Genomic DNA, 23,895 nt, shown 5'->3' with positions numbered 1-23,895 from the left:
GGGACCTCTCCCGACCCACGCCAGGAGGCCCCGGCTCGGAGGCCGGGGCGCGATCCGGAGGCGGGCAGACCGTTCAGCCATCACGCCGCTCCATGCAGGTGGAGGTGTAAAAGCCGCTCTGCACCGTTTGCACGACGGCCGAGCCCGTGAGCCGCGCCACGCGGTCGGTGTCCTGCGGCACCATGACGGGGCTGCGATCGGCGCGCGGGAAGAGCTTGCCCAGCGTCCAGAACGCCATGAGGAATGTGGTGCGCGGGGCGAGGGTGTAGACGGTGAGCGGCGCGGCATTGGCGAAGGTGGCCAAAGCCCGGTGCAGGTCCGGCAGATCGTAGTAGATGAGCGAGTCCATGGCGAAGACCGCGTCGAACTGCCCCCGCGGGCTGAGCATGTCGCCCGCCTCGAAATGGACGCGGTCGCTCAGATGGGCCGGCAGACGCTCCCGCGCGATGTCGATGAGCGAGGGGGAGATGTCCACGCCCACGACCTCCGCGCCGCGCTCCGCGAGGGCCTGGCTCGCCACGCCGGGCCCGCAGCCCGCATCGAGCACGCGCATGCCGCTCAGATCGCCCATGCGCGTGAGCATCGCCTCGCGCATGGCGTCGCGCCCGGCGCGCACCGTGGCCCGCACGCGGGAGACCGGCGCATCCGACGTGAGCCGCTCCCAAGTCGCCGTGGCGGTGCGGTCGAAATAGTCTTCGACGCGGGCGCGCGTGGTCTCGTATGTGCGGGCGACGGCCATCAATCGAACCCCAGGAGCTCGAAGATCTCGCGGTCCGGCAGCGGCGCGGGCGCGAGCGCCTCGGTCCCGTCCCAGAGCGATTGCGCGAGGCGGATGTATTCGGCCCGGCAGCGGACGATGTCCTCCTCGTCGGGCATCTCGAAGAGGGTCTTCTTCTTGAGCCGCGAGCGGCGGATGGCGTCCACCGCGGGCATGTGCGCGATGCGCTTGAAGCCCACCGTGTCGCAGAAGCGGTCCACCTCCTCGGTGGTTTCGGAGCGGTTGGCCACGCAGCCCGCGAGCCGCACGGAGTAGTTCTTCGATTTCGCCTGCACCGCCGCGATGATGCGGTTCATCGCGTAGATGCTGTCAAAATCGTTGGCGGTGACGATCACCGCCCGGTCGGCATGCTGGAGCGGGGCCGCGAAGCCGCCGCAGACGACGTCGCCCAGCACGTCGAAGAGGACGACATCGGTCTCCTCGAGCAGGTGGTGCTGCTTCAGAAGCTTCACCGTCTGCCCCACGACATAGCCGCCGCAGCCCGTGCCCGCGGGCGGGCCACCCGCCTCCACGCACATCACCCCGTTGAAGCCCTCGGTGACGAAATCCTCCGGCCGGAGCTCCTCGGCGTGAAAATCGACCTCCTTGAGGATGTCGATGACCGTGGGCTGGAGATGCCCGGTGAGGGTGAAGGTGCTGTCATGCTTCGGGTCGCAGCCGATCTGCAGCACGCGCTTGCCCAGCATCGAAAACGCGGCGCTGAGATTGGAGGACGTCGTCGATTTCCCGATCCCGCCCTTGCCGTAGACGGAAAAGACCTTCGCCCCCTCGATGACGGTGGACATGTCCTGATGCACCTGGACGGAGCCCTCCCCGTCCTGCCCGCGCGTCAGAACGGGTGGCGCAGCCATCGGTGCCCGCCGGGCGGGCGCCTCGGCATCCGCATCTCTCGTCCGAGCAGAAGGCGCTGCTTCCGCGCGCTTTGGCACGGAGGGTGGCATGTCCATGCCCGCTGCACGCTTCAGCGCGCCCGCATTGCCGAGCAGGGAGCCCGGCGCGGCCTGCCGCTTCTTCAACCCCCGCTGCTCCCGCGCATTGGCGCGCGCCGCCGGCGGCATCTTGGGATCGTCATAGGGGCTCATGGTTGACCTTCCTGCGCTGCACGTCCCGGGCACACCCCGGGACCTCATGCGCCGCGTTGTGATGGAGGTGCCGGGTCAGGCCCGGGACGTGAAGAGTGAGAGCCGAGATCATGTCCCCACCCCCTCGAGCCGGTCTTCCAGCGCATCCGCGGCGTCCTGCAGGGCCTCGAGAGTGGCCGCGTCCGGCTGCCAATAGGCGCGGTCGGAGGCCTCGAGCAGCCGCTGCGCCATGCGCATCGACGCCTGCGGATTGAGCTGGCTCAGGCGGTCGCGCATGGCGTCGTCGAGCACGAAGGTCTCCGAGATCCGCTCGTAGACCCACGGTTCCACCTGGCCGGTCGTGGCCGACCAGCCCATCGTGTTCGTCACCTGTGCCTCGATCTGGCGCACGCCCTCGTGGCCATGCTTCAGCATCCCTTCAAACCATTTCGGGTTGAGGCTGCGCGTGCGTGTCTCGAGCGCCACCTGGTCGCGGAGCGTCCGCACCTTGGCCGACCCTGTGGTCTGGTCCCCGATCATCACAGCGGGCTCGACGCCGCCCTTGGCGCGCTTCACCGCGCGGGCGATGCCGCCCAGCGTGTCGAAGTAATGGTCCACCGTGGTGACACCGAGTTCGACGCTTTCGAGGTTCTGGTAGGCCACGTCCACGTCCGCCAGCGCCTCGTCGAGGAGCGCGCGCTGGGCCTGTGCCTTGCCGTCGCGGCCATAGGCGAAAGATTTCCGCGCCTGGTAGGCGTCGGCGAGCTCGTCCTCGTCGTCGAAGCCCCCCTGGTCCACCAGCACGTTCACGTTCGAGCCATACGCGCCTTCAGCATTGGAGAAGACGCGCAGCGCCGCCTCCTCGAGCGCGCAGCCCGTCTTCTCGGCATAGGCCAACGCATGGGCGCGCAGGAAGTTCTGCTTGAGCGGCTCGTCGGCTGACGCGCATTTCCACGCGGCCTCGGCCAGCATCCGCGTCTGCAGCGGCAGGAGATCGCGGAAAATGCCCGAAAGCGTCATGACGACGTCGATGCGCGGGCGCCCGAGCTCGGCCAGCGGCACGAGATCTGCGCCGGCCAGCCGCCCGAAATTGTCGAAGCGGGGCTTGGCTCCCATGAGCGCCAGCGCCTGCGCGATGGGGCCGCCATCGCTCTTGATGTTGTCCGAACCCCAGAGCACCAGCGCCACAGAGCGCGGCAGCCTCTCCTGCGTAGCGAGCAGCAGCTCAGCCTGCGCCTGCCCGTCGCGGAGCGCGTAGGCTGTGGGCATCCGGAAGGGATCGAAGGCGTGGATGTTGCGGCCCGCGGGCAGCACCTCGCCCGAGCGCACGAGATCGCCGCCGGGCACCGGCGCGATGAAACGGCCCGAAAGGGCGCGCATGAGGCCCGTCATCTCCGCGTCGCCGTTCAGATGCGCCGCCGCGCGGCTCAGCGCCTCGGGCATCTGGTCGGCCATGGCGGCGAGATAGCCCTGCAGCTCGCTGTCGCTCGGTCGCCGTCCGAGCACGTGGAGCCCGTCGGGGATGAGCGCGTCCTGCGTTTCGAGGAGCGCGAGCCAGAGATCCTCCGGCGCGCCTGCCATATCCACCGCCGCTGCTTGGTCGGCGATGAGGCTCACCATGTCATCGCGGGCGGGCCCGTCGACCATGGCGCGCCAGCGCGTGAGCGAATCCTTGAGCTCCGCGAGCCCCTTGTAGAGGCCCGAGGTCGCGAGCGGCGGCGTCACATGGGTCACGGTGACGGCGTTCATGCGCCGCTTCGCCAGCGTCGCCTCGGAGGGATTGTTCGATGCGTAAAGATAGACATTGGGCATCTCGCCCACGAGCCGGTCCGGCCAGTCGCGCCCGCCGAGCCCGGCCTGCTTGCCCGGCATGAATTCGGCGGCGCCGTGCATCCCGAAATGCAGCAGCACATCGGCCTCGAACGTGTTCCGCAGCCAGATATAGAACTGCGCGAAGGCGTGCGTCGGCGCGAAGCCCTTCTCGAAAAGGAGCCGCATGGGATCGCCCTCGTAGCCGAAGGCCGGCTGCACGCCCACGAAGACATTCCCGAATTGCGCGCCCAGCACGAAGACACCGCGCCCGTCGGATTGCACCTTGCCGGGCGCCGGGCCCCAGACGGCCTCGATCTCTGCGAGCGGTGGCGTGTGGCGCACGATGTGGTCGGCGCTCACATGGGCCGCGACATTGGCCTCCTGGCCATGGATCGCGGCATTGCCCTTGAGCACCGCGTCGCGCAACGCCTCCACGCTCTCGGGCGGGGTCAGGTCATAGCCCTCCGCCGCCATCCGGTGGAGCGTATTGAAAAGGCTCTCAAAGACGCTGAGATAGGCCGCCGTCCCCACTGCCCCCGCATTGGGCGGGAAGCCGAAGAGCACGATCCCCACCTTCTTCTCCGCATTCCGCTTTCGCCGAAGCGCGGCCAGGCGGAAGACCTTCTCCGTCAGCACCGTCACTCGCTCGTTGCAGGGGGCCATGGCCCGCTCGTGGGGCCGCGCGGGATCGGGATCGTGGCGCCCGGCAAAGACGGTGGGATTGGTGGCGCCGTCGATCTCCGGGAGCGCGATGAGCATCGTCGTCTCCACCGGGCCGAGGCCCCGGGGGGAGGCGTCCCATTGCTCGAGCGTCTGGAATTCCAGCGGATGGGCGGCGACATAGGGAACATCGTGCCGCTTGAGCACCGCCACGGCGGCATCGCTGTCATTGTAGGCCGGACCGCCCACGAGGGAGAACCCGGTGAGCGAAACGAGCGCGTCGATCCCCTCGAAATAGGCCCCCATCGCCGGGCGCGCGTCGAGCCCGCCCGCGAAAGCCGGGATGACCCGCATCCCGCGCGCCTCGAAGCTGCGGATGACGGCCGCATAATGCGCCGTGTCCGAGGCCAGCACGTAGGAGCGCAGCATGAGGAGGCCGATGGTGGCCACCGCGCCAGGGACCGGCGGCAGCTCGGAAAGCTCCGTCGTGATCCCGAGGCCCGGCAGATCAGGATGAAAAAGCGCCACCTCCGGGTAATCGACGGGGGCCGCTACGGCCACGGGCGCGAAGCGATGGCCCGAGTAGCGATCCACGAGAAACCGGATCATCTCGCGGACGTTGTCGTCTGACCCGCCCAGCCAGTACTGCATGGAGAGGAAGTAGGCGCGCAGGTCCTGCGCCTTGCCGGGGATGAATTTCAGGATCTTCGGCAGCCGCCGCAGCATCCGCATGTGGCTCTCGCCGGAGGCCTTGGCGCCCTTCTTCGGGCGCAGCTTCTTGAGGAGCTCCATGGCCGTCGAGGAGGGCGCGGACATGTCGAGATCGCCCATGCGCGTCATGTTCACGATCTTCTCGTCGGCCACCACGCCCACCAGCGCGTCGAGCGCGGGCCGCCGCGCGGCGATGTCGGCGGCGATGGCCTCCACGTGTTCCTCGAGGAAGAGGAGATTGGCGACGACGATATTGGCGGACGCCACGGCGAGGCGCGTCTCTTCGAGCGCGGCCGGATCCTCGGCCCACGTCGCCGCGGCATGGATGGAGACCTCGAGCCCCGGGAAATCACGCTCGAGCGCCGGCAGCGCACGCGCTGCGGGCCCCGCCGCGTGGTGGTCGAGCGTCACGATCACGACGCGGTAGATGCTATGATCGAGGCTATCGCGCATAGTGAGCCTTCGCCTCGTAGAGGGTCTCCACGCTGATCTCGCTCACGCCACGCTCGGCCGCGAAGGCCTCCGTGTTACGCTTCGCTTTGCCGCGCACGAAGAACGGGATCTTCTTCAGCTCCGCCTCGGCGGAGGGCAGCCAGATCACAGACCCGTCTGACTGAACCTCGGGGAGCGCCACGTCCCGGGCTTGACCCGGGACCTCATGCTCCGAAGGGCGAGGCCCCAGCTCGGAGGCCGGGGCGTGATGCGCCTCAGCTCCCACTGATCTCAGATCGATCTTCCCGCCGTGATGGCTCGCGCCATTGTCGTCGTGGAATTCGAAATCCTCGCGGAACATGTGGAGGAGGTGCTCCTCGAGGCCCATCACGAGGGGATGCACCCAGGTGTCGAAGATCACGTTGGCGCCCTCGAAGCCCATCATCGGCGAGTAACGCGCGGGGAAGTCCTGCACGTGGACGGGCGCCGAGATCACCGCGCAGGGGATCCCCAGCCGCTTGCCGATATGGCGCTCCATCTGCGTGCCGAGGATCATCTCTGGGGCGAGGTCGATGACGGCCTGCTCCACTTCGAGGTAATCCTCGGTGATGAAGCAGGGGACACACATCTTATCGGCCAGCGCGCGAAGGTCGCGGGCCATCTCGCGGTTGTAGCAGCCAAGCCCCACCACCTCGAAGCCCATCTCCTCGGCCGCGACGCGCGCCGCCGCGCGGACATGGGTGCCGTCCCCGAAGAGGAAGACGCGCTTGCCGGTGAGGTAATTGGAATCCACGCTTCGCGACCACCACGGCAGCCGCAGCCGATCCTCGCTCGGACGCTGGAGGCCGGGCGCCAGCCCGGCGCGCGCCTCTGCCGCGCCGCCGATGGCCAGCACTTCCTCGATGAAGTCCCGCGTGGCGCCGACACCGATGGGAACTGTCTTGGTATAGGGAAGTCCGAGATCCCGCTCCATCCAGCGGCAAGCGGCCTCGCCCGTTTCGGGATACATCAGCACGTTGAAATGGGCCGCACCGAGCCATGTCAGATCGGTGGGCGAGGCGCCGAGGGGGGCCACGACGTTAATGGCCACGCCCATCTCCTCGAGGAGGCGGGTCAGCTCTTCCACGTCATCGCGATGGCGGAACCCGAGGCCCGTGGGCCCGATCAGATTGCAGGAGAGCTCCTGCGTCCGCTCCACCGGCCCGCAAAGATGGCGCACGATCTGGAAGAAGGTCTCGTCGGCCCCGAAATTCTCCTTACGGGAATAGGAGGGCAGCTCGAGCGGGATGACGGGGATGCCGAGATCCATCGTCTCCGCCAGCCCTCCGGGATCGTCCTGGATGAGCTCCGCCGTGCAGGAGGCCCCCACGATGATGGCTTCCGGCTGGAAGCGCTCCACGGCCTCCTTGCAGGCATCCTTGAAGAGGTAGGCGGTATCGGCGCCGAGATCGCGCGCCTGGAAGGTGGTGTAGGTCACCGGCGGGCGGTGGTCACGCCGCTCGATCATGGTGAAGAGCAGGTCGGCATAGGTGTCGCCCTGCGGTGCATGGAGCACGTAATGCAGCCCCTCCATCCCCGTGGCCACGCGCATGGCGCCCACATGGGGCGGTCCTTCATAGGTCCACACGGAGAGCTTCATGTTGCGGCCTCCATGCGGTTGGGATGCATGGCGCGGATCATCGCCTTGCGGCGGAGCGGGCGGGCAAAGAGCGCGGCCAGATCGCCGGCCTGCTCGTAGAAATGGACGGGCGTAAAGACGAGCTCGATGGCCCATTTCGTTGTGAGGCCCTCGGCCTCGAGCGGGTTGGCGAGGCCGAGCCCGCAGACGGTGATGTCGGGGCGCGCGGCGCGGGCGCGATCGAGCTGAAGGTCCACGTCCTGCCCTTCGGAGATCACCGGGCCCTCGGGGATGAGGTCGAGATCGGGGCCGACGATCTCGCGGGTGATGTAGGGTTGGCCGATCTCGAGCGGGCGCATGCCGCACTCCGTGGTGAGAAAGCGCGCGAGCGGGATCTCGAGCTGGCTGTCCGGGAAAAAGAAGACGCTGCGCCCCGAAAGGTCGCGCGCGGCAGCGGCCACGGCCTTGCGCGCCCGGGCGCGGGGCGCCGCGGTCACGGCATCGAAGCGGTCGTCGGAGACGCCGTAGGCCTCGGCGAGGGTGCGCAGCCAGGCCGTCGTCCCCGCCTCGCCGAACGGAAAGGGCGCCGCGAGATGAGTGGCGCCGCGTCCGACGAGCGCGGCATGGGTTTCGCCGAGGAAGGGCTGGGCGAGGATGAAGCGCGTGCGGGGGCCGATGGCCGGGTGCCCGCCCGCGTGGCGCGCCGGCAGCACCGAGACATCGGGTATCCCGAGCCCCTCGAGGAGCCCACGCATCTGGTCTTCGACCACATCCGGAAGCGCGCCGACGACCACGAGGTTCTCCGCGTCGGTCTCGGGCAGGTCGCGCGCGAGCGCGGCGAGGCAGGCGTCCTCGCCCTGCGTGAAGGTCGTCTCGATGCCGGAGCCGGTAAAATTCACCACCTGCACGTTGGGCGCATGGACCTGCGACAGCCGCTCGGCGGCGCGGGCGAGGTCGAGCTTGATGACCTCCGACGGGCAGGAGCCGACGAGGAAGAGTTGGCGAATGTCAGGCCGCCTTGACAGTAGGCGGGCCACTTCGCGGTCGAGCTCGTCATGGGCGTCGGCCATCCCCGCCAGGTCTTGCTCTTCGAGAATGGCGGTACCGAAACGCGGCTCTGCGAAGATCATCACCCCCGCCGCAGATTGCAGCAGATGCGCGCAGGTGCGCGAGCCCACGACCAGAAAGAATGCATCCTGCATCTTGCGGTGGAGCCAGATGATCCCAGTGAGCCCGCAGAACACCTCGCGCTGGCCACGCTCCTTGAGGACGGGCACGTCGCGGCATCCGGTGCGCGGGGCGTCGAGGGTCGTGGAGAGGTCCTTCATGGGCGCGCGCGCTCCACCCGAAGGAGGATTGTCCCGTCGAGGCCCGCCTCGGGCACGGGGCCCGCGAGCCCCTGAAGCCGGGCCTGGCGCAGTTTCCAGACGAATTGCCCGGCATTGATGACGTAAACGGCATAGGCCGCCAGCGCGATCGACATCTCGACAGCCGGGCTCGCGACCCCGGTGAACAGGACCCAGAGATAGGTTGTGTGCAGCGCGATGACGCCGAAGGAAAACACGTCTTCCCAGAAGAAGGCGGGGGCGAAGAGATACTGCCCGAAGACGACCTTCTCCCAGATCGCTCCTGTGATCATGATCAGGTAGAGCAGCGCCGTCTTGGCGAGGATCGACTGCGTCGCGATCTCGTAGCCCGCGCCCGTGGCGAGGTAGCGGAGCACCAGCGCAAGCGACACGAGAAACACGAGAAACTGCAGTGGCGCGAGGACGCCCTGCACCAGCGTCCAGACGCTGGCATCGCGCCGCGCGCGTTCGGCGGCCGTATAGAGCGGGCGTGGTCCGCGAGAGCCCATGATCGGGCGCTCTGCGGGAATGGAACCCTGAGATGACATGCTCCGACTCCCTGACAGGTCGTGCCCTCTCACGCTATGGGTCGCGAGATTGAGTGTCAAGTTAAGCTTACACTTGATAGGTTGACACTTTCGGCCGCCTGAACGAAGACGCCGGGCGCATTGACGCCCCGCCTTGCAGCGAGACGGGCCGCGCATCACCTGTCAGGAGAGGCCGCGGATGCCCCGCGAGAGAGGCTGAAATGTCAAAGTGTTTTGACAATGAAGAGACAGTGCGGAACACTGATACCCGTAGGTCCGCAACCCACAGCCATCAATCCTGGTGGCGAGATGCGGTGCGCGAGACCTTGAGGAACGTATTGATGTCCGAAGGCCCAGACCAGGGCCGTTCAACGGGAAAGCCAGCCAATTTTGGCGCTGGAGTGTCCGGCGGTCGAGGTGCACCAGGCACCGTCGAAGCGCTCGCCTCGCGGGTGCTCTCTGTTGTTGCGTCCAATTCCAACGTGTCGCGAAGCGCGCTCCGCGAAGACCTTCTCGAAGAGCTCATTGCCGCTGTCATGTGTTTTGACAACGCCCCGCGCGAGGCGGTTCTCGCCCGCTTCACCGCCGCGGGCGTGAGCCGCGCGAAGGTCGTGGATCGCTACATTCCTGCCGCCGCCCAGAAGCTCGGCGTGGCGTGGTGCGAAGATCAGATGAGCTTTGCCGACGTTACGATCGGCTCAGCACGCCTGCAGGCCATTCTCAGAGATATGCGCGCGCCGCAGGTCACTGACCCCGGCGCCCAGAGCGTGCTCGTGGCCGTCCCGCAGGACGCCTACCATACGCTTGGCGCCAGCGTTCTTGCAGATCAGCTGCGCCGCTTCGGCATCGCACCGCACATGGCGCTCGGCCTCGGCCTCGGCGAGCTGTCGGAGCTCGTAGAAACCCATGATTACAACGCCGTGCTTATCTCCGCGGCCTCGTCGCAGAGACTTGAATCGATCCGGGATATGGTGAATTGTGTCAGAACCGCATCGCGGTCGAACACCCCCATCGTGCTCGGCGGCTCGGTGATGGACATAGACACGGATATCAAGACACTCACCGGTGCAGATTACGTATCAAACAATCCAGAAGAGGCCTTGAAGGCATGCGGGCTGACGATCCCAGTGCGCGCCGTCGCGTTGCCAGGACACTCGGGTTCGGGGGGCTAGACGATGACGCGTCAGATCAATCCACCGAGTTTGGACCCGTGACCTCGCGGGGGATGAAATACTGGTCCACCGGGTCGATCCCCCTGATCGCCCCAGAGATGTTGGGCGGTATCATCTCCTCGGCCTCGGACCTGTCGCTCGTGATCTCCTCGGACGCCACGATCCTGTCGGTTCTCGTGAACCGCGACACCAAAGCCCTCGAGACGGTCGAGCACTGGGAAGGGCGCAATGTCCGCGACGTGCTCACGCCCGAAAGCGTGCCCAAGCTCGATGCCAAACTGGCGGCGCTCGGCGGGCCCGATGCCGGCCGCGCGGTGGAGCTCAATCACCTCGATCGCAAGGCGTGGGAATTCCCGATCCGGTACACTTTTCACCGAATCACCCCCGATGGCGCGCTACTGATGCTTGGCCGCGACCTGCGCCCGATCGCCGAAATGCAGCAACAATTGGTGAAGGCGCAGATCGCGCTGGAGCGGGATTACGAAACGCAGCGCGAATATGACACGCGCTACCGGGTGCTCATGGACACGACCGCCGAGGCGCTCGTTTTCGTGCAGGTCTCCAACGGGCGCGTAACGGATCTTAACGCCGCTGCAGCAAAAATGCTCGGCGGGAAGCGGGACGACATCCTCGGCCACGCCTTCGCCCAGGAGTTCGAGGGCCGCCGGCGCGGCGAGTTCCTGGAGAGCCTGACCAACGCGGCCATCGCCGATGATCGCCGCACCGTGACCCTCCAGGCGCGCCGCTCCCAGAAAGACGTGAGCATCCAGCCGAAGGTCTTCCGAGCCTCCGGCGAGCGGCTCCTGCTTTGCCGCCTCGATCTGGCCGAATCCAGCGAGGCCGTGAACGACGAGCTGAGCGAAAATCTCTCCGGCCTCTACCAGGAAGGCGTGGACGCCATCGTCTTCACCGACCGCGAGGGGGTGATCCGCTCGGCCAACGAAAGCTTCCTGAGCCTCGCCGACGCCACCCACCTCACCAACGTCAAAGGCCGGTCGCTGGGCGATTACCTCGCGCGCGGGACGGTGGACCTCAAGGTCCTCCTCGAGAACGCGGCCCGGGCCGGACAGATGCGGATGTACGCCACCAAGCTCGCCGGGGAATACGGCGCGGCGGTGAGCGTGGAGATCTCCGCGACTTATCTCGATGACCGCGCGCATCCGAGCTTCGTCTTCGTGATCCGCGACGCCTCCCGCGTGGAGGCCGTGCGCAAGCCCGGCGTCGCCGTGGGCGATGACGCCATGCGCTCGATCATGGAGCTCGTGGGCTCCGCTTCTTTGAAGGACATCGTGTCGGAGACGACCGATGTTGTTGAAAAGATGTGCATCGAGACCGCCGTGGAGCTCACGCGCAACAATCGCGTGGCCGCCGCGGAGATGCTCGGCCTATCGCGGCAGTCGCTCTACGTGAAGCTGCGCAAATACGGCCTTCTCGCCAAGGACGGCTGAGCTCGAAACTCCAGACAATCGGCCCCGCCCAGGGCCACGAATTCTTGCAAGAATTCGTGGCAGCCCCACTCGCGTGCGGCAATGTAATCCTTGCTGGACAGATTGTGTCCAGTATAGTTGACACATGTCGTCCGCAGGCACCCTTCAGATTCGCAGGTTTCCGGAGCCCGTCGCAGCGCTCACGCTGATCAAGCCGATCACGTGGTTCCCGCCCATGTGGGCCTATCTCTGCGGCATCGTCTCCTCGGGCGCGGGCCTTTCTGAGGCCTGGGCGCTGGCGCTCCTCGGGATCGTGCTCGCCGGCCCTATCACCTGCGGGATGAGCCAGGCCGCCAACGACTGGTGCGACCGGCACGTGGACGCCATCAACGAGCCCGACCGCCCGATCCCCTCGGGCCGGATCCCCGGCCGCTGGGGCCTCTGGATCGCACTGGCCATGTCGCTCCTTGCCCTGATCGTGGGCTGGCAGCTCGGGCCTTGGGGCTTCGGCGCCACCGTGGCCGCCGTCCTCGCCGCCTGGGCCTACAGCGCGGAACCCGTCCGTGCGAAGCGCTCCGGCTGGTGGGGCCCGGCTCTCGTGGGCCTTTCCTACGAGAGCCTGCCCTGGTTCACGGGCGCCGCCATCATGGTGGCGGGCCTGCCCCGCTGGGAGATCGTCGCCGTGGCCCTGCTCTACGGCATCGGCGCGCATGGCATCATGACGCTCAACGATTTCAAGGCCTTGGAGGGTGATCGCCAGATGGGCCTGCGCTCGCTCCCGGTCACGCTCGGCCCCGAACGCGCCGCGCGCCTCGCCTGCATCGTCATGGCCTGCGCGCAGATCGCGGTCATCGCGCTCCTCCTCGCCCTCGGCCGCCCCGGCCACGCCGCCGCCATTGCCGGCCTTCTCGGGGTGCAAGGGTGGGCCATGGCCACCTTGCTCCGGGATCCGAAGGGCCTCGCGCCGTGGTATAACGGACCGGGTGTCGGCGCCTATGTGGCGGGCATGATGATCGCCGCCGTGGCGCTCCGGGGGCTCGGATGAGCGCGGGCTGGCTCACCATCGCGCGGCTCTGCCTGGTGAACGCCGCCATCGGCGGGCTCGCGGCGCTGCCCGTCAATCTCTTCAACCGGCTCATGACGGTGGAGCTCGCGCTCCCTGCCTTGCTGCCGGGCCTCCTCGTGGCGCTCCATTACGGCGTCCAGCTCACGCGGCCCGTTTGGGGCCACCGCTCGGACGCGAAAGGGGGGCGGACGCCCTTCATCCTCGGCGGCATCGCGCTCACAGCTGGCGCCATCGTGGCCGCGGCTTGGGCCATCGACGTGGCGGGCAGCTCCGCCTCGCTCGCACTCGCCATCTGGATCGCGGCCTACGCGGCCCTCGGCCTCGGGATCGGCGCGGCGGGCACATCCTTCCTTGCGCTTCTGGCCACGGTCACGTCCGGCCGCGGCAAAGGCGCGGCGGCGACCGTGGCATGGCTCTTCCTCATCGCGGGAGCCATCGCCGCCTCCATTGGCACCGGCATCGCGCTCGAGCCCTATTCACCCGAGCGCCTCGTGGTGGTGGTGAGCGCGGTGGCCGTGATCGCAGTCCTTCTTTGCGTCCTGGCGACATGGGGCGTGGAACGCTGGCTGGGCAAAGCCCCCGCGCCTGAGCATACCGAGCTCATGCCCGCCCTCCGCGCCACGTGGGAGGACCGCGCCGCGCGGCGCTTCACGGGCTTCGTCTTCCTCGCGATCCTCGCCTTCTACCTGAGCGAGCTCATCTTCGAGCCCTTCGCGGGCCACGTGCACGGCCTCTCCCCCGAGGACTCCACGAAGCTCTCCGGTGGCAAGGACGGCGCGGCGCTCTTGGGCATGCTCCTCGCAGGCATCTTCTCAGCCTTCCGCATCGGCAGCCTTCGCGCCTGGGCGGTGGCGGGCTGCATTCTCTCGGCGGCCGGGCTCCTCGCGCTCGGCGCGCAGATGCCCCTCGTGGCGGCCTCGGTGGCACTCGGGCTCGGGAACGGGATGTTCGTCGTGGGCGCCGTGGGCTCCATGATGGCGCTGAGCTCGGAGCGCGAGGGCGCCACGGGCACGCGCATGGGCGTCTTCGGCGCCGCACAGGCCATCGCCGCGGGTGCCGCGGGGCTCCTCGCCACGGGGCTCCTCGATCTCATCCGCATGGTCCTGCCCGATGCCGCCGCCTACGCCACTGTCTTCACGCTCGAAGCGGTGCTCTTCTGCGCCGCCGCGCTCATGGCGCTGCGCATCCTCGGCCAGCCAGCCGCGGTCGCCGAGCCCGCCGAACGCCAAGCCCTTCAACCCGGAGAATGAACATGTTTGACGTCGTCGTCGTCGGGGGCGGACCCTCCGGTGCCACCGCCGCAGAAGACCTCGCCCGCACCGGGCACCGCGTGGCCCTCATCGACCGGGCAGGCCGCATCAAGCCCTGCGGCGGCGCGATCCCACCCCGTCTCATCACCGATTTCGACATCCCCGACGCGCAGCTCGTGGCCAAGATCAACACCGCGCGCATGATCTCGCCCACCCAGCGGCAGGTCGACATCCCCATCGAAAACGGCTTCGTGGGCATGGTCGACCGGGAGCATTTCGACGAATTCCTGCGCGTGCGCGCTGCCGAAAGCGGCGCGGAGCGACACACCGGCACCTTCCTGCGCGTGGACCGCGCGGGCCCACATCCCAAGGTCATCTACCGCGACCGGCAGAAGGAAGAGGTGGCGCTCGAGACGCGCATGATCATCGGCGCCGACGGCGCCAAGAGCCGCGTGGCCGCCGCCGAGGTCCCGGGTGCGGGCAAAGGCCGCTACGTCGTGGCCTATCACGAGATCATCAAGGCACCCGGGAAGGTCGGCAGCTACGACCCCGCGCGCTGCGACGTGGTCTATGACGGGGCGATCTCGCCCGATTTCTACGGCTGGGTCTTTCCCCACGGCCAGTCCGCCAGCGTGGGCATGGGCACCGAGGACATGAGCGTCGATCTCAAGGCGCGCACCGCCGACCTCCGCCGCGCCTCTGGCCTCGAGGGCTGCGAGACGATCCGCAAGGAAGGCGCGCCTATCCCGCTGAAACCGCTCGACAAATGGGACAACGACCGCGACGTCGTGCTGGCGGGCGATGCCGCGGGGGTCGTGGCGCCTTCCTCTGGCGAGGGTATCTATTACGCCATGATGGGCGGCCGCGTGGCCGCTCTCGCCGTCGAAAGCGCGCTCGCCACGGGCGAGGCGCGGGCGCTGGCCCAGGCCCGGCGGGCCTTCATGAAAGAGCACAAGAACGTCTTCAAGGTCCTCGGCGCCATGCAGGACGCCTATTACAAGTCCGACGAGCGCCGCGAGCGCTTCGTCTCCCTGTGTCATGATGTCGACGTGCAGCGCCTCACCTTCGAGGCATATATGAACAAAAAGCTCGTGGCGGCGCGGCCCCTGGCCCACGTCAAGATCGGCATCAAGAACCTCGCCCACCTGATGGGCATCGTAAAACCGGAGCATGTGTGAGATGGATATGATCCCGGCCTGGGTCGATGGCGTTCTGACGCCGGTCGAGAAGCTCGAGGTGCATCAGCGCGGCCTCAAGCATAAGGCCGTGAGCGTCTTTGTCATGGACGGCATGGAGGTGCTGCTCCAGCAACGCGCTCACGGGAAATACCACACGCCCGGCCTCTGGGCGAATACCTGCTGTACCCATCCCCACTGGGACGAGGACCCGGCCGATTGCGCCGTGCGCCGCCTCGATGACGAGCTTGGGATCACCGGCCTCTACCCCGCGCACCGCGATCGCGTGGAATACCGCGCGGAGGTGGGCGGCGGGCTCATCGAGCACGAGGTGGCCGACATCTTCATCGCGCCAGCCTCCAAGAGCCTCAAGATGACGCTCAATCCCGACGAGGTCGTCGATGTGCGCTGGATGGACCTCTACGAACTCAAGGCCGAGATCGCGCGGCGCCCGGAGCGGTTCACGCCGTGGATCCGGATCTACCTCGCGCAGCATTCCGAGAAGATCTTCGGCGGCCTGATGAAGGCCTGAGGCCTCACGAAAAGCCATTGCCCACGCCGTGAGGTGGCCTAGGCTAGCGCGCGAGGGAGGATGCCATGCACGCAGCGCAGAAGGTCGTCATCATCACGGAGCGCAGCATCCTCGACGGGGTCGCCGCCATCGTGGAGGAAATGGGTGCCACCGGCTATACCCACACGCCCGCCGGCGGAAAGGGCTCCCGGGGGATGCGCCGGATCAAGGGCGCGGCTGTTTCAGGCGTTCAGACGAACGTGCGTATCGAGGTGATCGTGGCAGACAAGGCCGCAGCAGAGGCCATCATCGAGGCCGTCGCCGCGCGCTATTTCGACAATTACTCCGGCATCGCCTACGTGATGCCCGTGGAGATCCTCCGCCCCCACAAGTTCAAGGTCTAGATCTCGAAGACCACCTGCGCGAGTGCCACGAAGAGCGGGATGCAGAGCCCGATGGAGATCGGTGTGCCGACGCTGGTCGACGCCCCGATATAGGCCGACGGGTTCGCTGCCGGGATCGCGGCGCGGAGCGTCGGTGGGCCGGAGATATCGGAAGAGGACGCCGCGAGGATCGCCAGGAGCACCACGCCCCCGGGCGAGAAGCCCGTGACCAGGTGAATGCCGTAGCCGATCCCGAAGGCGATGAGGCCGTGGGTGATCGGCGCGGCGATCGCGTAGACAACGTACCAATGCGCCACGCGGCGCAGCTCGGAAAGCCGGGCCCAGGCCTCCATCCCCATGGTGAGCATCAAGACCGAAAGCAGCCCGCGGAAGAGCGGGTCATAGAACGTCTCGAAGACGCGCTCGGGCCGGGTGAAGAGGCCCAGAAGCAGGCCGAGGATGAGCGCGGAGAGGGCCGCGCCGCGCAGGCTGTCGACGACGATCGCCCGCACCGAAATCCGCGCCGCCGCGCCGCCGGTCTTGCGCGCCTTGTGGAGCCCTGCCAGGACGATAGCGAGCACGAGGGCCGGGATATCCATGAAGGGATACAGCGCCGGGACCCAGGCCTCGTAGGTGATGCCCTCGGCCTCGAGGACGACCATGGCCGCGCCGAGCGTCGAAGCGCTGACCGCGCCGAAGAGGCCTGCGGTGGCGATGGCGTCCTCGCGGGCGATGGAGGGCAGGCGCGCAAGGGTGATCCAGCCGAGAAGCACGATCAGCGCGCCGAGGCCGAAAGCCGCGAGCGCCGGCAGGATGATCACCGTGAGGTCGGCATCCCTGATCTCCATGCCCCCGTTGAGGCCGATGCGCATGAGCAGCATGAACACGGCGAACTGGTAGACGGCATCGGGGATCTCGAGCTTCGATCCGGCGGCGGCGATGAGAATGCCGCCGATCAGGAACGCAAGGGACGGGGACTGGAACTGCAGCAGCACCCGCAAGAGAAAGTCTAAAAGTACGTCCATGAGCCCCTCGCCGTGGGGCGTATATAGCCCGCGCCGGGCGGGAAGAAACCCGGCTTCGGCACCCTAGCGCGCGGGCCGGTCCCAGGGCTGGGCACTGTCTTTGCAGATCTGTCGTTCGGGCGCGTAGCGGCTGGGGTCGTGGAGCGAGCCCGCATGGACGTAGATCGTGCCTGCATTGCGCGCGCTCTGGCGTGTGAGCGGCGCGCCGCACTCGCCGCAGAAGCCGCTCCACGTGGCCTGCCCCGACCCGCCGGTCATCTGATAGGTCCTGTAGGTGCCTGTGATCTCGAAGCCCTCGGCGCGGAGCGGGACCATCTCGGCATGGCCGGCGCCGGTGAGTTGCTGGCAATCGCGGCAATAGCAGCGAAACATGGTCGCCTCGGCGCGTGTGCCGCTGTAGCTGACGCGCCCGCATTTACAGCCGCCCGTGAATGTCTCGGCCATGTCTGCCCCTCCCCGCGGAGAGCCTAGCAAAAGGCGGCTTCACTGTCCGCATCCGGGGCGTAGGACAGAAAAAAGCGCCGCGAGAGCAATGCTCCGCGGCGCCAGTGTCCTGTAGCCAACAGGAAGGGAACCGGGGTCGAAACCCCGAGGGACGGATGCCTCGAAAGCCGATGAGACACCCGAACTTGGCACCGGGGCGGCGGCTCGCGTCCGCCCCGGCGAATGTCACGCGACGGGCAGGGCCTCGATCACGGAGAGCTCGAAACTGAGCGGCGTTGGGTCCTGTGCTTCCTGGCTTTCCGGCGGCAGGAACCAGCTGATTATCACGAAGACATAGACGAAGGCCCAGCAGGCGATGAGGAGGAGAGCGGCATAGGCCGCGCCCTTCATCATAAGGCCGAGGATGTCGTAGCGCATGCGCTGCGTTTCCGACATGCCGAGCAGGTTGTTGTTGTCGTCAGCCATATCTCAGCCTCCCCTTAGTAGCGTTCGAAGCCGTAGCCACGCTCGACAGCCCAGGCGAACCAGTCGTCCACCACGGTGCCGGTGAGCAGGATACCTATGCCGCCCGTGAGCGTTGTCAGCACCGCAAACCACCAGGCCCAGCGGTGAATGCCTTCCATCGTGGCGTTGAACCCCATGGTCCAGCGCCAGAAGAGGCCCGCCCGCTCCGAGGCCGTTCCGCGATCATAGATCTGCTCGAGCTCGCGGTCGCCGCCGAAGCGGGCAGTGGCGAGGATCGTGGCGCCGTGCATGGCAAAGAGCAGAGCCGAGCCATAGAGGAACACGATCGAGAGCGCGTGGAACGGATTGTAGAAGAGGTTGCCCCAGGTGATGGAGAACAGGTTCGTCCAGTCGAGATGCGGGAAGATGCCGTAGGGCACCGCCTCCGACCAGCTGCCCATGAGCACCGGCCGGATGAGGCCGAGCACGAGGAAGAGCCAGATCGCGGAGGCGAAGGCATAGCAGACATGCTTTCCCATCCCGAGCTGATCGGCGAGCATCCACGACCGGGCGAACCAGGTCAGCACGCTGATGAGCAGGAAGAACGAGGCAATGAGATACCAGCCGCCTTCATCGAGGGGCGGGATCGACAGGCCGTATTCCGGGAAGGGCGGCTCGAGCGCGAGGTAGAAGAGCTCGCGCAGGAAGAGCGCGGGCGAGTAATCCACTTGCGCCCAAAAGCTCATGCCCACGATGAAGAACCAGGCGATGCCGGTGGCGATGGACACCACGCCCAGCCCGCCCAGGTAGATGGGGCCGAGCTGCGCGTTGCCGAGCCAGCCGAGGAGGGTGGAGAAGCCGGGGCTCCCCGCACGCTCTTCGATGAGGTTGAGCTCGTTATCCATGCCCCATTCGGGTTCGCCCCGAACCTGGACCTGGGTGAAGATGTTTTGATATTCAGGCATATCGCATCCTTTCTTTACAGGTCCGCCCACCAGGGCAGATCGAGATACCAATCCCACCAGACGACCCAGGCCTCGAACCAGACGGTGCCCGAGATCACGATGCAGATCGCCGACCAGATGCCCGCATTGAGCGCGAGGAGCAGGCCCAGGCGATGGATGCCGAGCGTGCCCACCGAGTAGCCGACGAAATCACGGAAGAACGTGTCCTCGTGGTCGGGCGACTTGGCCTCGAGCCCCTTGCCGGGGTTCGCCGCCGAGAGCACCAGCGCGCCGTGCAGCGCGAGCGCGAGCGTCGTCGTGAAGAAGAACGTGATCGCGACCATGTGGGCGGGGTTGTAGTGGAAGTTGCCGTAGGCATAGCCCACGTTGTTCACCCAGTTCAGGTGGCTGAAGATGCCATAGGGGAAGCCGTGGCCCCAGGCGCCCATGAGCACGGGCCGGATGACGACGAGCGTCACATAGGCGAGGATCGCGATGCCGAAGGCGAAGGGCACGTGGTACCCGATGCCGAGTTTTCGACTGATCTCCACCTCGCGCATCATCCAGCTGATGAAGGCCCCGATGGCGCATATGGTGACGAGTTGCCAATACCCGCCTTCGCGCAATGGCGCGGCGCCCAGCCCATATTCGAGCGCGGGGGGCTCGATGGAGATGAGCCAGGGGTTGAACACGCCGTCCTGCGCCGTGCTGATGAAGATCAGCAGCGTGCCGAGGCCGGCGAAGAAGATCGTCGTCACACCGAAAAAGCCCACGTAGTAGGGGCCTACCCAGAAGTCGAACAGATCGCCGCCGACAAGCGTCCCTCCGCGGACGCGATATTTTCTTTCGAATGATAGCATCGCCATCTTCAAAAATCTCCGCTTGGTGGCGTCCCTCGCAGGCTTGCGGACCTAAGCGAGAGGGGATCGACCGTGATTGGGGTTTGCCGCGGGCGAGGCGCTGGCCCCGCCCGCAGCAGTCATGCCACGCGTTGGCTCAGCCGCCCGAGAAGGCGAGCGTGAACCAGTTGGTCGTGTCGTTGCTGAGCAGGACGAGGTGAATCATCGCTGCCAGCAGGAACAGGAAGACGCCCTGCGCCACGAAAACGCGGCGAGGGTCGAAAACCAGCCAGATCTTGTAGAACTGTGCCATGTGTCTCTGCTCCCTTTACCAGGCGAACCAGGGCAGTTTGATGTACGTCAGGATATGAGCGACCACGGCCACGATGGTGAACACCGTCAGCCCGCTCATATACACCGAGTGCAGCTCTTGCGCCTGCTCGTCCGTGAGACCCGTGAAGGACAGGTCGGTTTTATCAGCCATAGTATTACCTCCGAGAGGTGACTGACGCCGCGCACCCCGCGGCCGGGTTCCGCCGCGCCGCGCCCCGAAGGACACGCCGCGTCAGGTGCCTCCCCCCCGGACCCGAGGGACCGGAAGAGAGATCGATGGCACCCGTTCGTTGCGGCTCCCGGGTATGGGTGATGGCGGCCGGCGGACCAGCAACCACCAATTCTATTCTTTGCCCCCGTCGGGAGGGCGAGGTCCCGGGTCAGGCCCGGGACGTGTGGCGCTCACGCATGGAAGATCATCGGCGTGATGATCCGCGCTTGGCTCCAGGCCCGCGCGATGGGGCCCTTCTCCGGCAGCGCGAGCTGGCGACCGGCGGCGAGCGCCCAGGTCAGGAACGAGAGCGGCAGCGCCGCCACGAAGATGATCGCGAAATACGCGTAGTACTCGCGCCGGGGCGCGCTGCGCCGGATCCGGCTCACCGCGCTTTCGCTGGCGCCCATGGGCGTTTCGACAGGCACGTCGTTTGTTGCGTCCGTCATGCGGTCACTCCCTCCTCAGCGGTCGTTGCCGCCGCGTCTTCTGGTCTGTCCTGCGCGAGAGCGGCCACCGTCTCCCGCAGAACGCGGGAGGCACCGGCATCGAGCGCGGCCTTCTCGGCCCGGTCGCGCAGCCCCTTGGCCGCCGAGATCCGGGTCAGGATCGGATAGGTTGCGACGATGCGGTCGAGCTCCTGCTGGGCGTCTTCGTCCCAGGGGAAATCGCTCCTCAGCGTCGCAGGTGTCGCCTCGGACGCGTCCAGCTCCGAGCCCAGCGGCAGGATGTGGAAGAGCGCGTCGAAGAGCCCGTTGCAGACCTCCTGCAACAGGTAAGTGGCCCCGGCATAGCCCATGAAGGGCGTGCCCACGTGCCGCCTGATGGCCGCACCCGGGAAACTCGCCGGGATGAAGGCGGGCCGCGGACCATGGCCTGCCTTCAATTCTGACATGTACATTTTCTCGTTGATGGAGCCCAAGACGATGAGCGGCTTCTTCTCGTGCAGAAGCGCGCGCACCTCGTCATTGTCGGTCTTCTTGCCCCGGCAGCGGGCCACCGCGAAATCGCAGGGAAAGCCGAGATCCTGCTCCAGGAAGTTTCGAACCCCTCGCGCATAGGTCTCGTTCGCCACGATCCCGAAGGAGGCCGTGGCAAAGAAATCCTGCGTGACCGAGCGCCAGAGATCCCAGACCGGTTTGATCGTGGAATGCTTCTCGCGCTCGATGAAAGGTTCGGGGTCGAGTCCGAGGAGTTCACCAAGGGTCCGCAAAAACTTGGTGGTGGACTCGACCCCGACGGGCGCTTGAAGGTAGGGCTTCCCGAGAAGCTCTGCCAACCCGCGCCCGAACTCGCGGTACATCACGACATTGACGTCCGCATTGACGAGGTTCCGCATCTCCGCGACATGCGCGCCGAGCGGATGGGTCATGTTGATCTCTGCTCCGATGCCTTCGATGAGGCGCCGGATCTCTGCGAGATCGGAGGGCATGTTGAAGGTGCCGTACATCGGACCGAGGATATTGACGCGGGGCTTTGCACCTTCCTCGCGCTTGGCCTCGCGGGGCATGCGGCCCTTCGTTTGCCCGAATTCGGTGAAGATCCAGGTCATGGCGCGGTCCGCGCATTCCCACTGATCCTCGTCGATCGTCCGCGGCAGGAACCGCTGGATATTGGTGCCCTGGGGCGTGACGCCGCCGCCGATCATCTCGGCGATGGAGCCCGTTACGACCACAGCCGGGAGCGCGGGGTCGAGCGTGCCCCAGGCGCGCTTCATGGCGCCCTCGGTGCCGTCGCGGCCCAGCTCTTCCTCGCCGAGGCCCGTCACCACGATGGGCAGCTCATGCGGCGGCAGGCCGTCTGTGTAGTGGAGGACGGAGGTCACCGGCAGGTTCTCGCAACCCACGGGACCGTCGATCACGCATTGCAGGCCCTTGACGGCGCAGAACGCGTAGACGGCACCCCAATAGCCTCCGGCGCGATCATGGTCTTGCACTAGCATGACGCACCTCCGTGAGTTTGGCGCCAGCCGGCGGCGTGAACGTTTGCAGCACCCGCGGTATGCATGCGGTCTGCGCGCGCAGGGCGCGGCTCGTGTCCGGTGGGCGATCTGGGCTGTGCTGCGGGAGCGAGCGTATGAACGAAGCGCGCGGTCATCAGATCATCTCCGCCGCTTTGGCCGCGCGGGCCTGCTTGTCGAGCTTCTTCTGATGGGCGGCGCGGAAGTCCGGCCGCAGGTTCGGCGCGCCTTCCCAGACCCCCGCCGTGTCGCCGCCGCCGACGCCCTCGAAGAAATGCTTCATGTGGGTCATGCGGCCCCGGTTCTGCATGGCCGCGTTCATGACCGTCGCGAGCGATCCCGCCCCTGCCGGGCCCATGAGGGGCCGCGCGGAAATGAGATTGGTGTAATAGAGCGAGGGGATTGCCCGCTCCTTGGCCTTCTGCACGACGGGCGTCGTGCCGACGGTCAGGTCCGGGTCATGGGCCTCCATGGCCGCGCAATCATCCTCGAGCGAAGCGCGGAACTTGACCTCTACGCCCTTGGCCTCGAGCCACGCCGCATCGTCCGCGGAATAAGGTGTCTTGGGGCAGGCGCTGCCCACGTAGCGGAGATCGGCACCACTCTCGACAAGGAGGCGCGCGACGAGGAGCTCGGAGCCTTCATACCCGCTCAGGGTAATGCGCCCTTTGATGGGCGTCCGCGCGAGGGCGTCCTTGATGGCGGGCAGGAATGCGTTCTTGGCGGCATCCACCCGCGCCGCCGGCAATCCGAAGGCCTCGCCGATGGACGTGAGCCAGGACGCGGTGCCGTCATAGCCCACGGGCGCGGAGCCGACGATGGGTTTGCCCGCGGCGGTGAATTCGCGCATGGCCGCGGTGTAGAACGGATGGATGGCCGCCACCGCGCCGCAATCGAGCGCGCTGTAAAGCTCCCGCCACTCGCGGCAGGGCACGACCGGTCCCGCGGCAAGCCCGAGCGGGGCGAGCATCGCGCCGATCATCATCGGGTCCGCAGGAAACATCTCGCCGAGAAGCGCCACCGAGGGCCGCCCATCGCGCGCCTTCTCGGGCGCGGGCACGGGGCCAGCCTCGATCTCCTGACGGGCGAAATTGAGCATCGCGCCAGCAAGGACATCCTTGGCCTCCGCATGGGTGGGGATGCCGAAGCCCGGCACATCGATGCCCACGACGCGCACGCCGTTGATCTCATTGGGCAAAAGCCTGAGCGGAACGCCGGAGGCCGTCGGCACGCAGAGGTTCGTGACAACGATGGCATCGAACTTCTCGGGGTCGGCCATCTTGTAGACGCTGTCGCGGATGTCCTCGAAGAGCTTGCCGGTCACCAGCGTCTCTGAGTTGAACGGCACGTAGCCCACCGAGCGCCGGGCGCCGTAGAAGTGGCTGATGAAGGTGAGCCCGTAGACGCAGCAGGCGGACCCGGAGAGCACGGTCGCGACCCGCCGCATCCGGAGCCCCACGCGGAGCGAGCCGAAGGCCGGGCACATGCTCTGAGGCTTGTCGTGGGGGCCCTGTGGATAGTCCTCGGCAAAGCGCTCGAGCATCTCGGAATTGCCATTGGCGCGGGCCTCGGCCTCCATCCTGTCGGCGGAGGAATGGCAGCCCACGGGCGCAGCGGGGTCGCTCGGCAAGGCCGGTGCGCGGTCGAGGGCCGGAGGGCTCTCGCGCTCGGTCACGGCGTCCACACGGGCCTCGTCGGCCACGTCGTATTTGACCTCGAAACTCACGGCGCGCACGCTCCGCCCTGGGCCTCTGCCCGGGTCATTG

23 protein-coding genes are annotated in these 23,895 nt (G+C 67.1%); 7 read left to right on the top strand and 16 right to left on the bottom strand.

Annotation, left to right across the window (positions count from 1 at the left end; translation table 11 throughout):
- Nucleotides 1–73: 73 nt before the first annotated feature.
- The 6 genes from bchM to bchF form a co-directional block, all read right to left on the bottom strand.
- Nucleotides 74–739 (bottom strand): magnesium protoporphyrin IX methyltransferase, encoded by a 666-nt coding sequence (gene bchM, locus AAFM92_13575; GenBank protein ID MEL7301408.1) that lies wholly within the window; start codon nucleotides 737–739, stop codon nucleotides 74–76.
- Entirely contained in the window at nucleotides 739–1,629 is an 891-nt protein-coding gene (gene bchL, locus AAFM92_13570; protein ID MEL7301407.1) for a ferredoxin:protochlorophyllide reductase (ATP-dependent) iron-sulfur ATP-binding protein, read from the bottom strand. The genes bchM and bchL overlap by 1 nt, the downstream gene beginning before the upstream one ends.
- 339 nt (nucleotides 1,630–1,968) lie before the next feature.
- Entirely contained in the window at nucleotides 1,969–5,475 is a 3,507-nt protein-coding gene (locus AAFM92_13565) for a cobaltochelatase subunit CobN (GenBank protein ID MEL7301406.1), read from the bottom strand.
- The gene (gene bchB, locus AAFM92_13560) at nucleotides 5,465–7,093 is read right to left on the bottom strand and encodes a ferredoxin:protochlorophyllide reductase (ATP-dependent) subunit B (GenBank protein MEL7301405.1); all 1,629 of its coding nucleotides are present in this window, start codon (nucleotides 7,091–7,093) and stop codon (nucleotides 5,465–5,467) included. The genes AAFM92_13565 and bchB overlap by 11 nt, the downstream gene beginning before the upstream one ends.
- Complete coding sequence (locus tag AAFM92_13555; GenBank protein MEL7301404.1) at nucleotides 7,090–8,400, bottom strand: ferredoxin:protochlorophyllide reductase (ATP-dependent) subunit N; 1,311 nt, start codon at nucleotides 8,398–8,400, stop codon at nucleotides 7,090–7,092. The genes bchB and AAFM92_13555 overlap by 4 nt, the downstream gene beginning before the upstream one ends.
- Nucleotides 8,397–8,927: a 2-vinyl bacteriochlorophyllide hydratase gene (gene bchF / locus AAFM92_13550; GenBank protein ID MEL7301403.1), complete on the bottom strand. Its 531-nt coding sequence runs from the start codon at nucleotides 8,925–8,927 to the stop codon at nucleotides 8,397–8,399. Before bchF ends, AAFM92_13555 begins: the two co-directional genes overlap by 4 nt.
- Before the next feature lie 359 nt (nucleotides 8,928–9,286).
- Between bchF and AAFM92_13545 the strand changes: the two genes are divergently transcribed.
- The 7 genes from AAFM92_13545 to AAFM92_13515 all read left to right on the top strand — a co-directional run bounded on the left by AAFM92_13545 (nucleotide 9,287) and on the right by AAFM92_13515 (nucleotide 15,950).
- Nucleotides 9,287–10,117, top strand: coding sequence for a cobalamin-dependent protein (locus AAFM92_13545; protein MEL7301402.1), 831 nt, complete (start codon nucleotides 9,287–9,289; stop codon nucleotides 10,115–10,117).
- 53 nt (nucleotides 10,118–10,170) lie between these two features.
- Entirely contained in the window at nucleotides 10,171–11,565 is a 1,395-nt protein-coding gene (gene ppsR, locus AAFM92_13540) for a transcriptional regulator PpsR (protein MEL7301401.1), read from the top strand.
- A 124-nt stretch (nucleotides 11,566–11,689) separates the two neighbouring features.
- The gene (chlG, locus tag AAFM92_13535; protein ID MEL7301400.1) at nucleotides 11,690–12,589 is read left to right on the top strand and encodes a chlorophyll synthase ChlG; all 900 of its coding nucleotides are present in this window, start codon (nucleotides 11,690–11,692) and stop codon (nucleotides 12,587–12,589) included.
- Nucleotides 12,586–13,860, top strand: a complete 1,275-nt coding sequence (locus tag AAFM92_13530) for a PucC family protein (protein MEL7301399.1) — start codon at nucleotides 12,586–12,588, stop codon at nucleotides 13,858–13,860. The genes chlG and AAFM92_13530 overlap by 4 nt, the downstream gene beginning before the upstream one ends.
- 2 nt (nucleotides 13,861–13,862) lie before the next feature.
- Nucleotides 13,863–15,038, top strand: a complete 1,176-nt coding sequence (locus tag AAFM92_13525) for a geranylgeranyl diphosphate reductase (GenBank protein ID MEL7301398.1) — start codon at nucleotides 13,863–13,865, stop codon at nucleotides 15,036–15,038.
- Between the two features lie 7 nt (nucleotides 15,039–15,045).
- On the top strand, nucleotides 15,046–15,567 hold the full coding sequence (gene idi / locus AAFM92_13520; protein ID MEL7301397.1) for an isopentenyl-diphosphate Delta-isomerase: 522 nt from the start codon (nucleotides 15,046–15,048) through the stop codon (nucleotides 15,565–15,567).
- Nucleotides 15,568–15,632: 65 nt separating this feature from the next.
- Complete coding sequence (locus tag AAFM92_13515; GenBank protein ID MEL7301396.1) at nucleotides 15,633–15,950, top strand: P-II family nitrogen regulator; 318 nt, start codon at nucleotides 15,633–15,635, stop codon at nucleotides 15,948–15,950.
- Here AAFM92_13515 and AAFM92_13510 read toward each other — a convergent pair.
- The 10 genes from AAFM92_13510 to bchY form a co-directional block, all read right to left on the bottom strand.
- A complete protein-coding gene (locus AAFM92_13510; GenBank protein MEL7301395.1) occupies nucleotides 15,947–16,954 on the bottom strand; it encodes a sodium-dependent bicarbonate transport family permease in 1,008 nt (335 codons plus the stop codon). The genes AAFM92_13515 and AAFM92_13510 overlap by 4 nt on opposite strands.
- A gap of 63 nt (nucleotides 16,955–17,017) precedes the next feature.
- A complete protein-coding gene (locus tag AAFM92_13505) occupies nucleotides 17,018–17,398 on the bottom strand; it encodes a GFA family protein (protein MEL7301394.1) in 381 nt (126 codons plus the stop codon).
- A gap of 225 nt (nucleotides 17,399–17,623) precedes the next feature.
- Entirely contained in the window at nucleotides 17,624–17,863 is a 240-nt protein-coding gene (pufX, locus tag AAFM92_13500; GenBank protein MEL7301393.1) for an RC-LH1 core complex protein PufX, read from the bottom strand.
- A 14-nt stretch (nucleotides 17,864–17,877) separates the two neighbouring features.
- Nucleotides 17,878–18,807, bottom strand: a complete 930-nt coding sequence (gene pufM, locus AAFM92_13495; protein ID MEL7301392.1) for a photosynthetic reaction center subunit M — start codon at nucleotides 18,805–18,807, stop codon at nucleotides 17,878–17,880.
- Nucleotides 18,808–18,821: 14 nt separating this feature from the next.
- Entirely contained in the window at nucleotides 18,822–19,652 is an 831-nt protein-coding gene (gene pufL / locus AAFM92_13490; protein MEL7301391.1) for a photosynthetic reaction center subunit L, read from the bottom strand.
- Nucleotides 19,653–19,782: 130 nt separating this feature from the next.
- Nucleotides 19,783–19,938, bottom strand: coding sequence for a light-harvesting antenna LH1, alpha subunit (pufA, locus tag AAFM92_13485; protein MEL7301390.1), 156 nt, complete (start codon nucleotides 19,936–19,938; stop codon nucleotides 19,783–19,785).
- A 15-nt stretch (nucleotides 19,939–19,953) separates the two neighbouring features.
- Nucleotides 19,954–20,109: a light-harvesting antenna LH1, beta subunit gene (pufB, locus tag AAFM92_13480; protein MEL7301389.1), complete on the bottom strand. Its 156-nt coding sequence runs from the start codon at nucleotides 20,107–20,109 to the stop codon at nucleotides 19,954–19,956.
- Nucleotides 20,110–20,360: 251 nt separating this feature from the next.
- Nucleotides 20,361–20,618 (bottom strand): cytochrome PufQ, encoded by a 258-nt coding sequence (gene pufQ / locus AAFM92_13475; protein MEL7301388.1) that lies wholly within the window; start codon nucleotides 20,616–20,618, stop codon nucleotides 20,361–20,363.
- Nucleotides 20,615–22,111: a chlorophyllide a reductase subunit Z gene (gene bchZ / locus AAFM92_13470; GenBank protein MEL7301387.1), complete on the bottom strand. Its 1,497-nt coding sequence runs from the start codon at nucleotides 22,109–22,111 to the stop codon at nucleotides 20,615–20,617. Before bchZ ends, pufQ begins: the two co-directional genes overlap by 4 nt.
- 154 nt (nucleotides 22,112–22,265) lie before the next feature.
- A complete protein-coding gene (gene bchY, locus AAFM92_13465; protein ID MEL7301386.1) occupies nucleotides 22,266–23,855 on the bottom strand; it encodes a chlorophyllide a reductase subunit Y in 1,590 nt (529 codons plus the stop codon).
- Nucleotides 23,856–23,895 lie beyond the last annotated feature (40 nt).

This window comes from Pseudomonadota bacterium (genome assembly GCA_038533575.1).
Taxonomy (GTDB): Bacteria; Pseudomonadota; Alphaproteobacteria; order Rhodobacterales; family Rhodobacteraceae; genus Shimia_B.
The sequence above is the reverse complement of the archived record's forward strand: the minus strand, read 5'-3'. Positions and strand labels throughout refer to the sequence as shown.

What these genes read in the sequence shown, in the direction of transcription:
- bchM (MEL7301408.1), bottom strand. Translation starts at nt 739, where the DNA reads ATGGCCGTCGCCCGCACATACGAGACCACGCGCGCCCGCGTCGAAGAC.
- bchL (MEL7301407.1), bottom strand. Translation starts at nt 1,629, where the DNA reads ATGGCTGCGCCACCCGTTCTGACGCGCGGGCAGGACGGGGAGGGCTCC.
- AAFM92_13565 (MEL7301406.1), bottom strand. Translation starts at nt 5,475, where the DNA reads ATGCGCGATAGCCTCGATCATAGCATCTACCGCGTCGTGATCGTGACG.
- bchB (MEL7301405.1), bottom strand. Translation starts at nt 7,093, where the DNA reads ATGAAGCTCTCCGTGTGGACCTATGAAGGACCGCCCCATGTGGGCGCC.
- AAFM92_13555 (MEL7301404.1), bottom strand. Translation starts at nt 8,400, where the DNA reads ATGAAGGACCTCTCCACGACCCTCGACGCCCCGCGCACCGGATGCCGC.
- bchF (MEL7301403.1), bottom strand. Translation starts at nt 8,927, where the DNA reads ATGGGCTCTCGCGGACCACGCCCGCTCTATACGGCCGCCGAACGCGCG.
- AAFM92_13545 (MEL7301402.1), top strand. Translation starts at nt 9,287, where the DNA reads ATGTCCGAAGGCCCAGACCAGGGCCGTTCAACGGGAAAGCCAGCCAAT.
- ppsR (MEL7301401.1), top strand. Translation starts at nt 10,171, where the DNA reads ATGAAATACTGGTCCACCGGGTCGATCCCCCTGATCGCCCCAGAGATG.
- chlG (MEL7301400.1), top strand. Translation starts at nt 11,690, where the DNA reads ATGTCGTCCGCAGGCACCCTTCAGATTCGCAGGTTTCCGGAGCCCGTC.
- AAFM92_13530 (MEL7301399.1), top strand. Translation starts at nt 12,586, where the DNA reads ATGAGCGCGGGCTGGCTCACCATCGCGCGGCTCTGCCTGGTGAACGCC.
- AAFM92_13525 (MEL7301398.1), top strand. Translation starts at nt 13,863, where the DNA reads ATGTTTGACGTCGTCGTCGTCGGGGGCGGACCCTCCGGTGCCACCGCC.
- idi (MEL7301397.1), top strand. Translation starts at nt 15,046, where the DNA reads ATGATCCCGGCCTGGGTCGATGGCGTTCTGACGCCGGTCGAGAAGCTC.
- AAFM92_13515 (MEL7301396.1), top strand. Translation starts at nt 15,633, where the DNA reads ATGCACGCAGCGCAGAAGGTCGTCATCATCACGGAGCGCAGCATCCTC.
- AAFM92_13510 (MEL7301395.1), bottom strand. Translation starts at nt 16,954, where the DNA reads ATGGACGTACTTTTAGACTTTCTCTTGCGGGTGCTGCTGCAGTTCCAG.
- AAFM92_13505 (MEL7301394.1), bottom strand. Translation starts at nt 17,398, where the DNA reads ATGGCCGAGACATTCACGGGCGGCTGTAAATGCGGGCGCGTCAGCTAC.
- pufX (MEL7301393.1), bottom strand. Translation starts at nt 17,863, where the DNA reads ATGGCTGACGACAACAACAACCTGCTCGGCATGTCGGAAACGCAGCGC.
- pufM (MEL7301392.1), bottom strand. Translation starts at nt 18,807, where the DNA reads ATGCCTGAATATCAAAACATCTTCACCCAGGTCCAGGTTCGGGGCGAA.
- pufL (MEL7301391.1), bottom strand. Translation starts at nt 19,652, where the DNA reads ATGGCGATGCTATCATTCGAAAGAAAATATCGCGTCCGCGGAGGGACG.
- pufA (MEL7301390.1), bottom strand. Translation starts at nt 19,938, where the DNA reads ATGGCACAGTTCTACAAGATCTGGCTGGTTTTCGACCCTCGCCGCGTT.
- pufB (MEL7301389.1), bottom strand. Translation starts at nt 20,109, where the DNA reads ATGGCTGATAAAACCGACCTGTCCTTCACGGGTCTCACGGACGAGCAG.
- pufQ (MEL7301388.1), bottom strand. Translation starts at nt 20,618, where the DNA reads ATGACGGACGCAACAAACGACGTGCCTGTCGAAACGCCCATGGGCGCC.
- bchZ (MEL7301387.1), bottom strand. Translation starts at nt 22,111, where the DNA reads ATGCTAGTGCAAGACCATGATCGCGCCGGAGGCTATTGGGGTGCCGTC.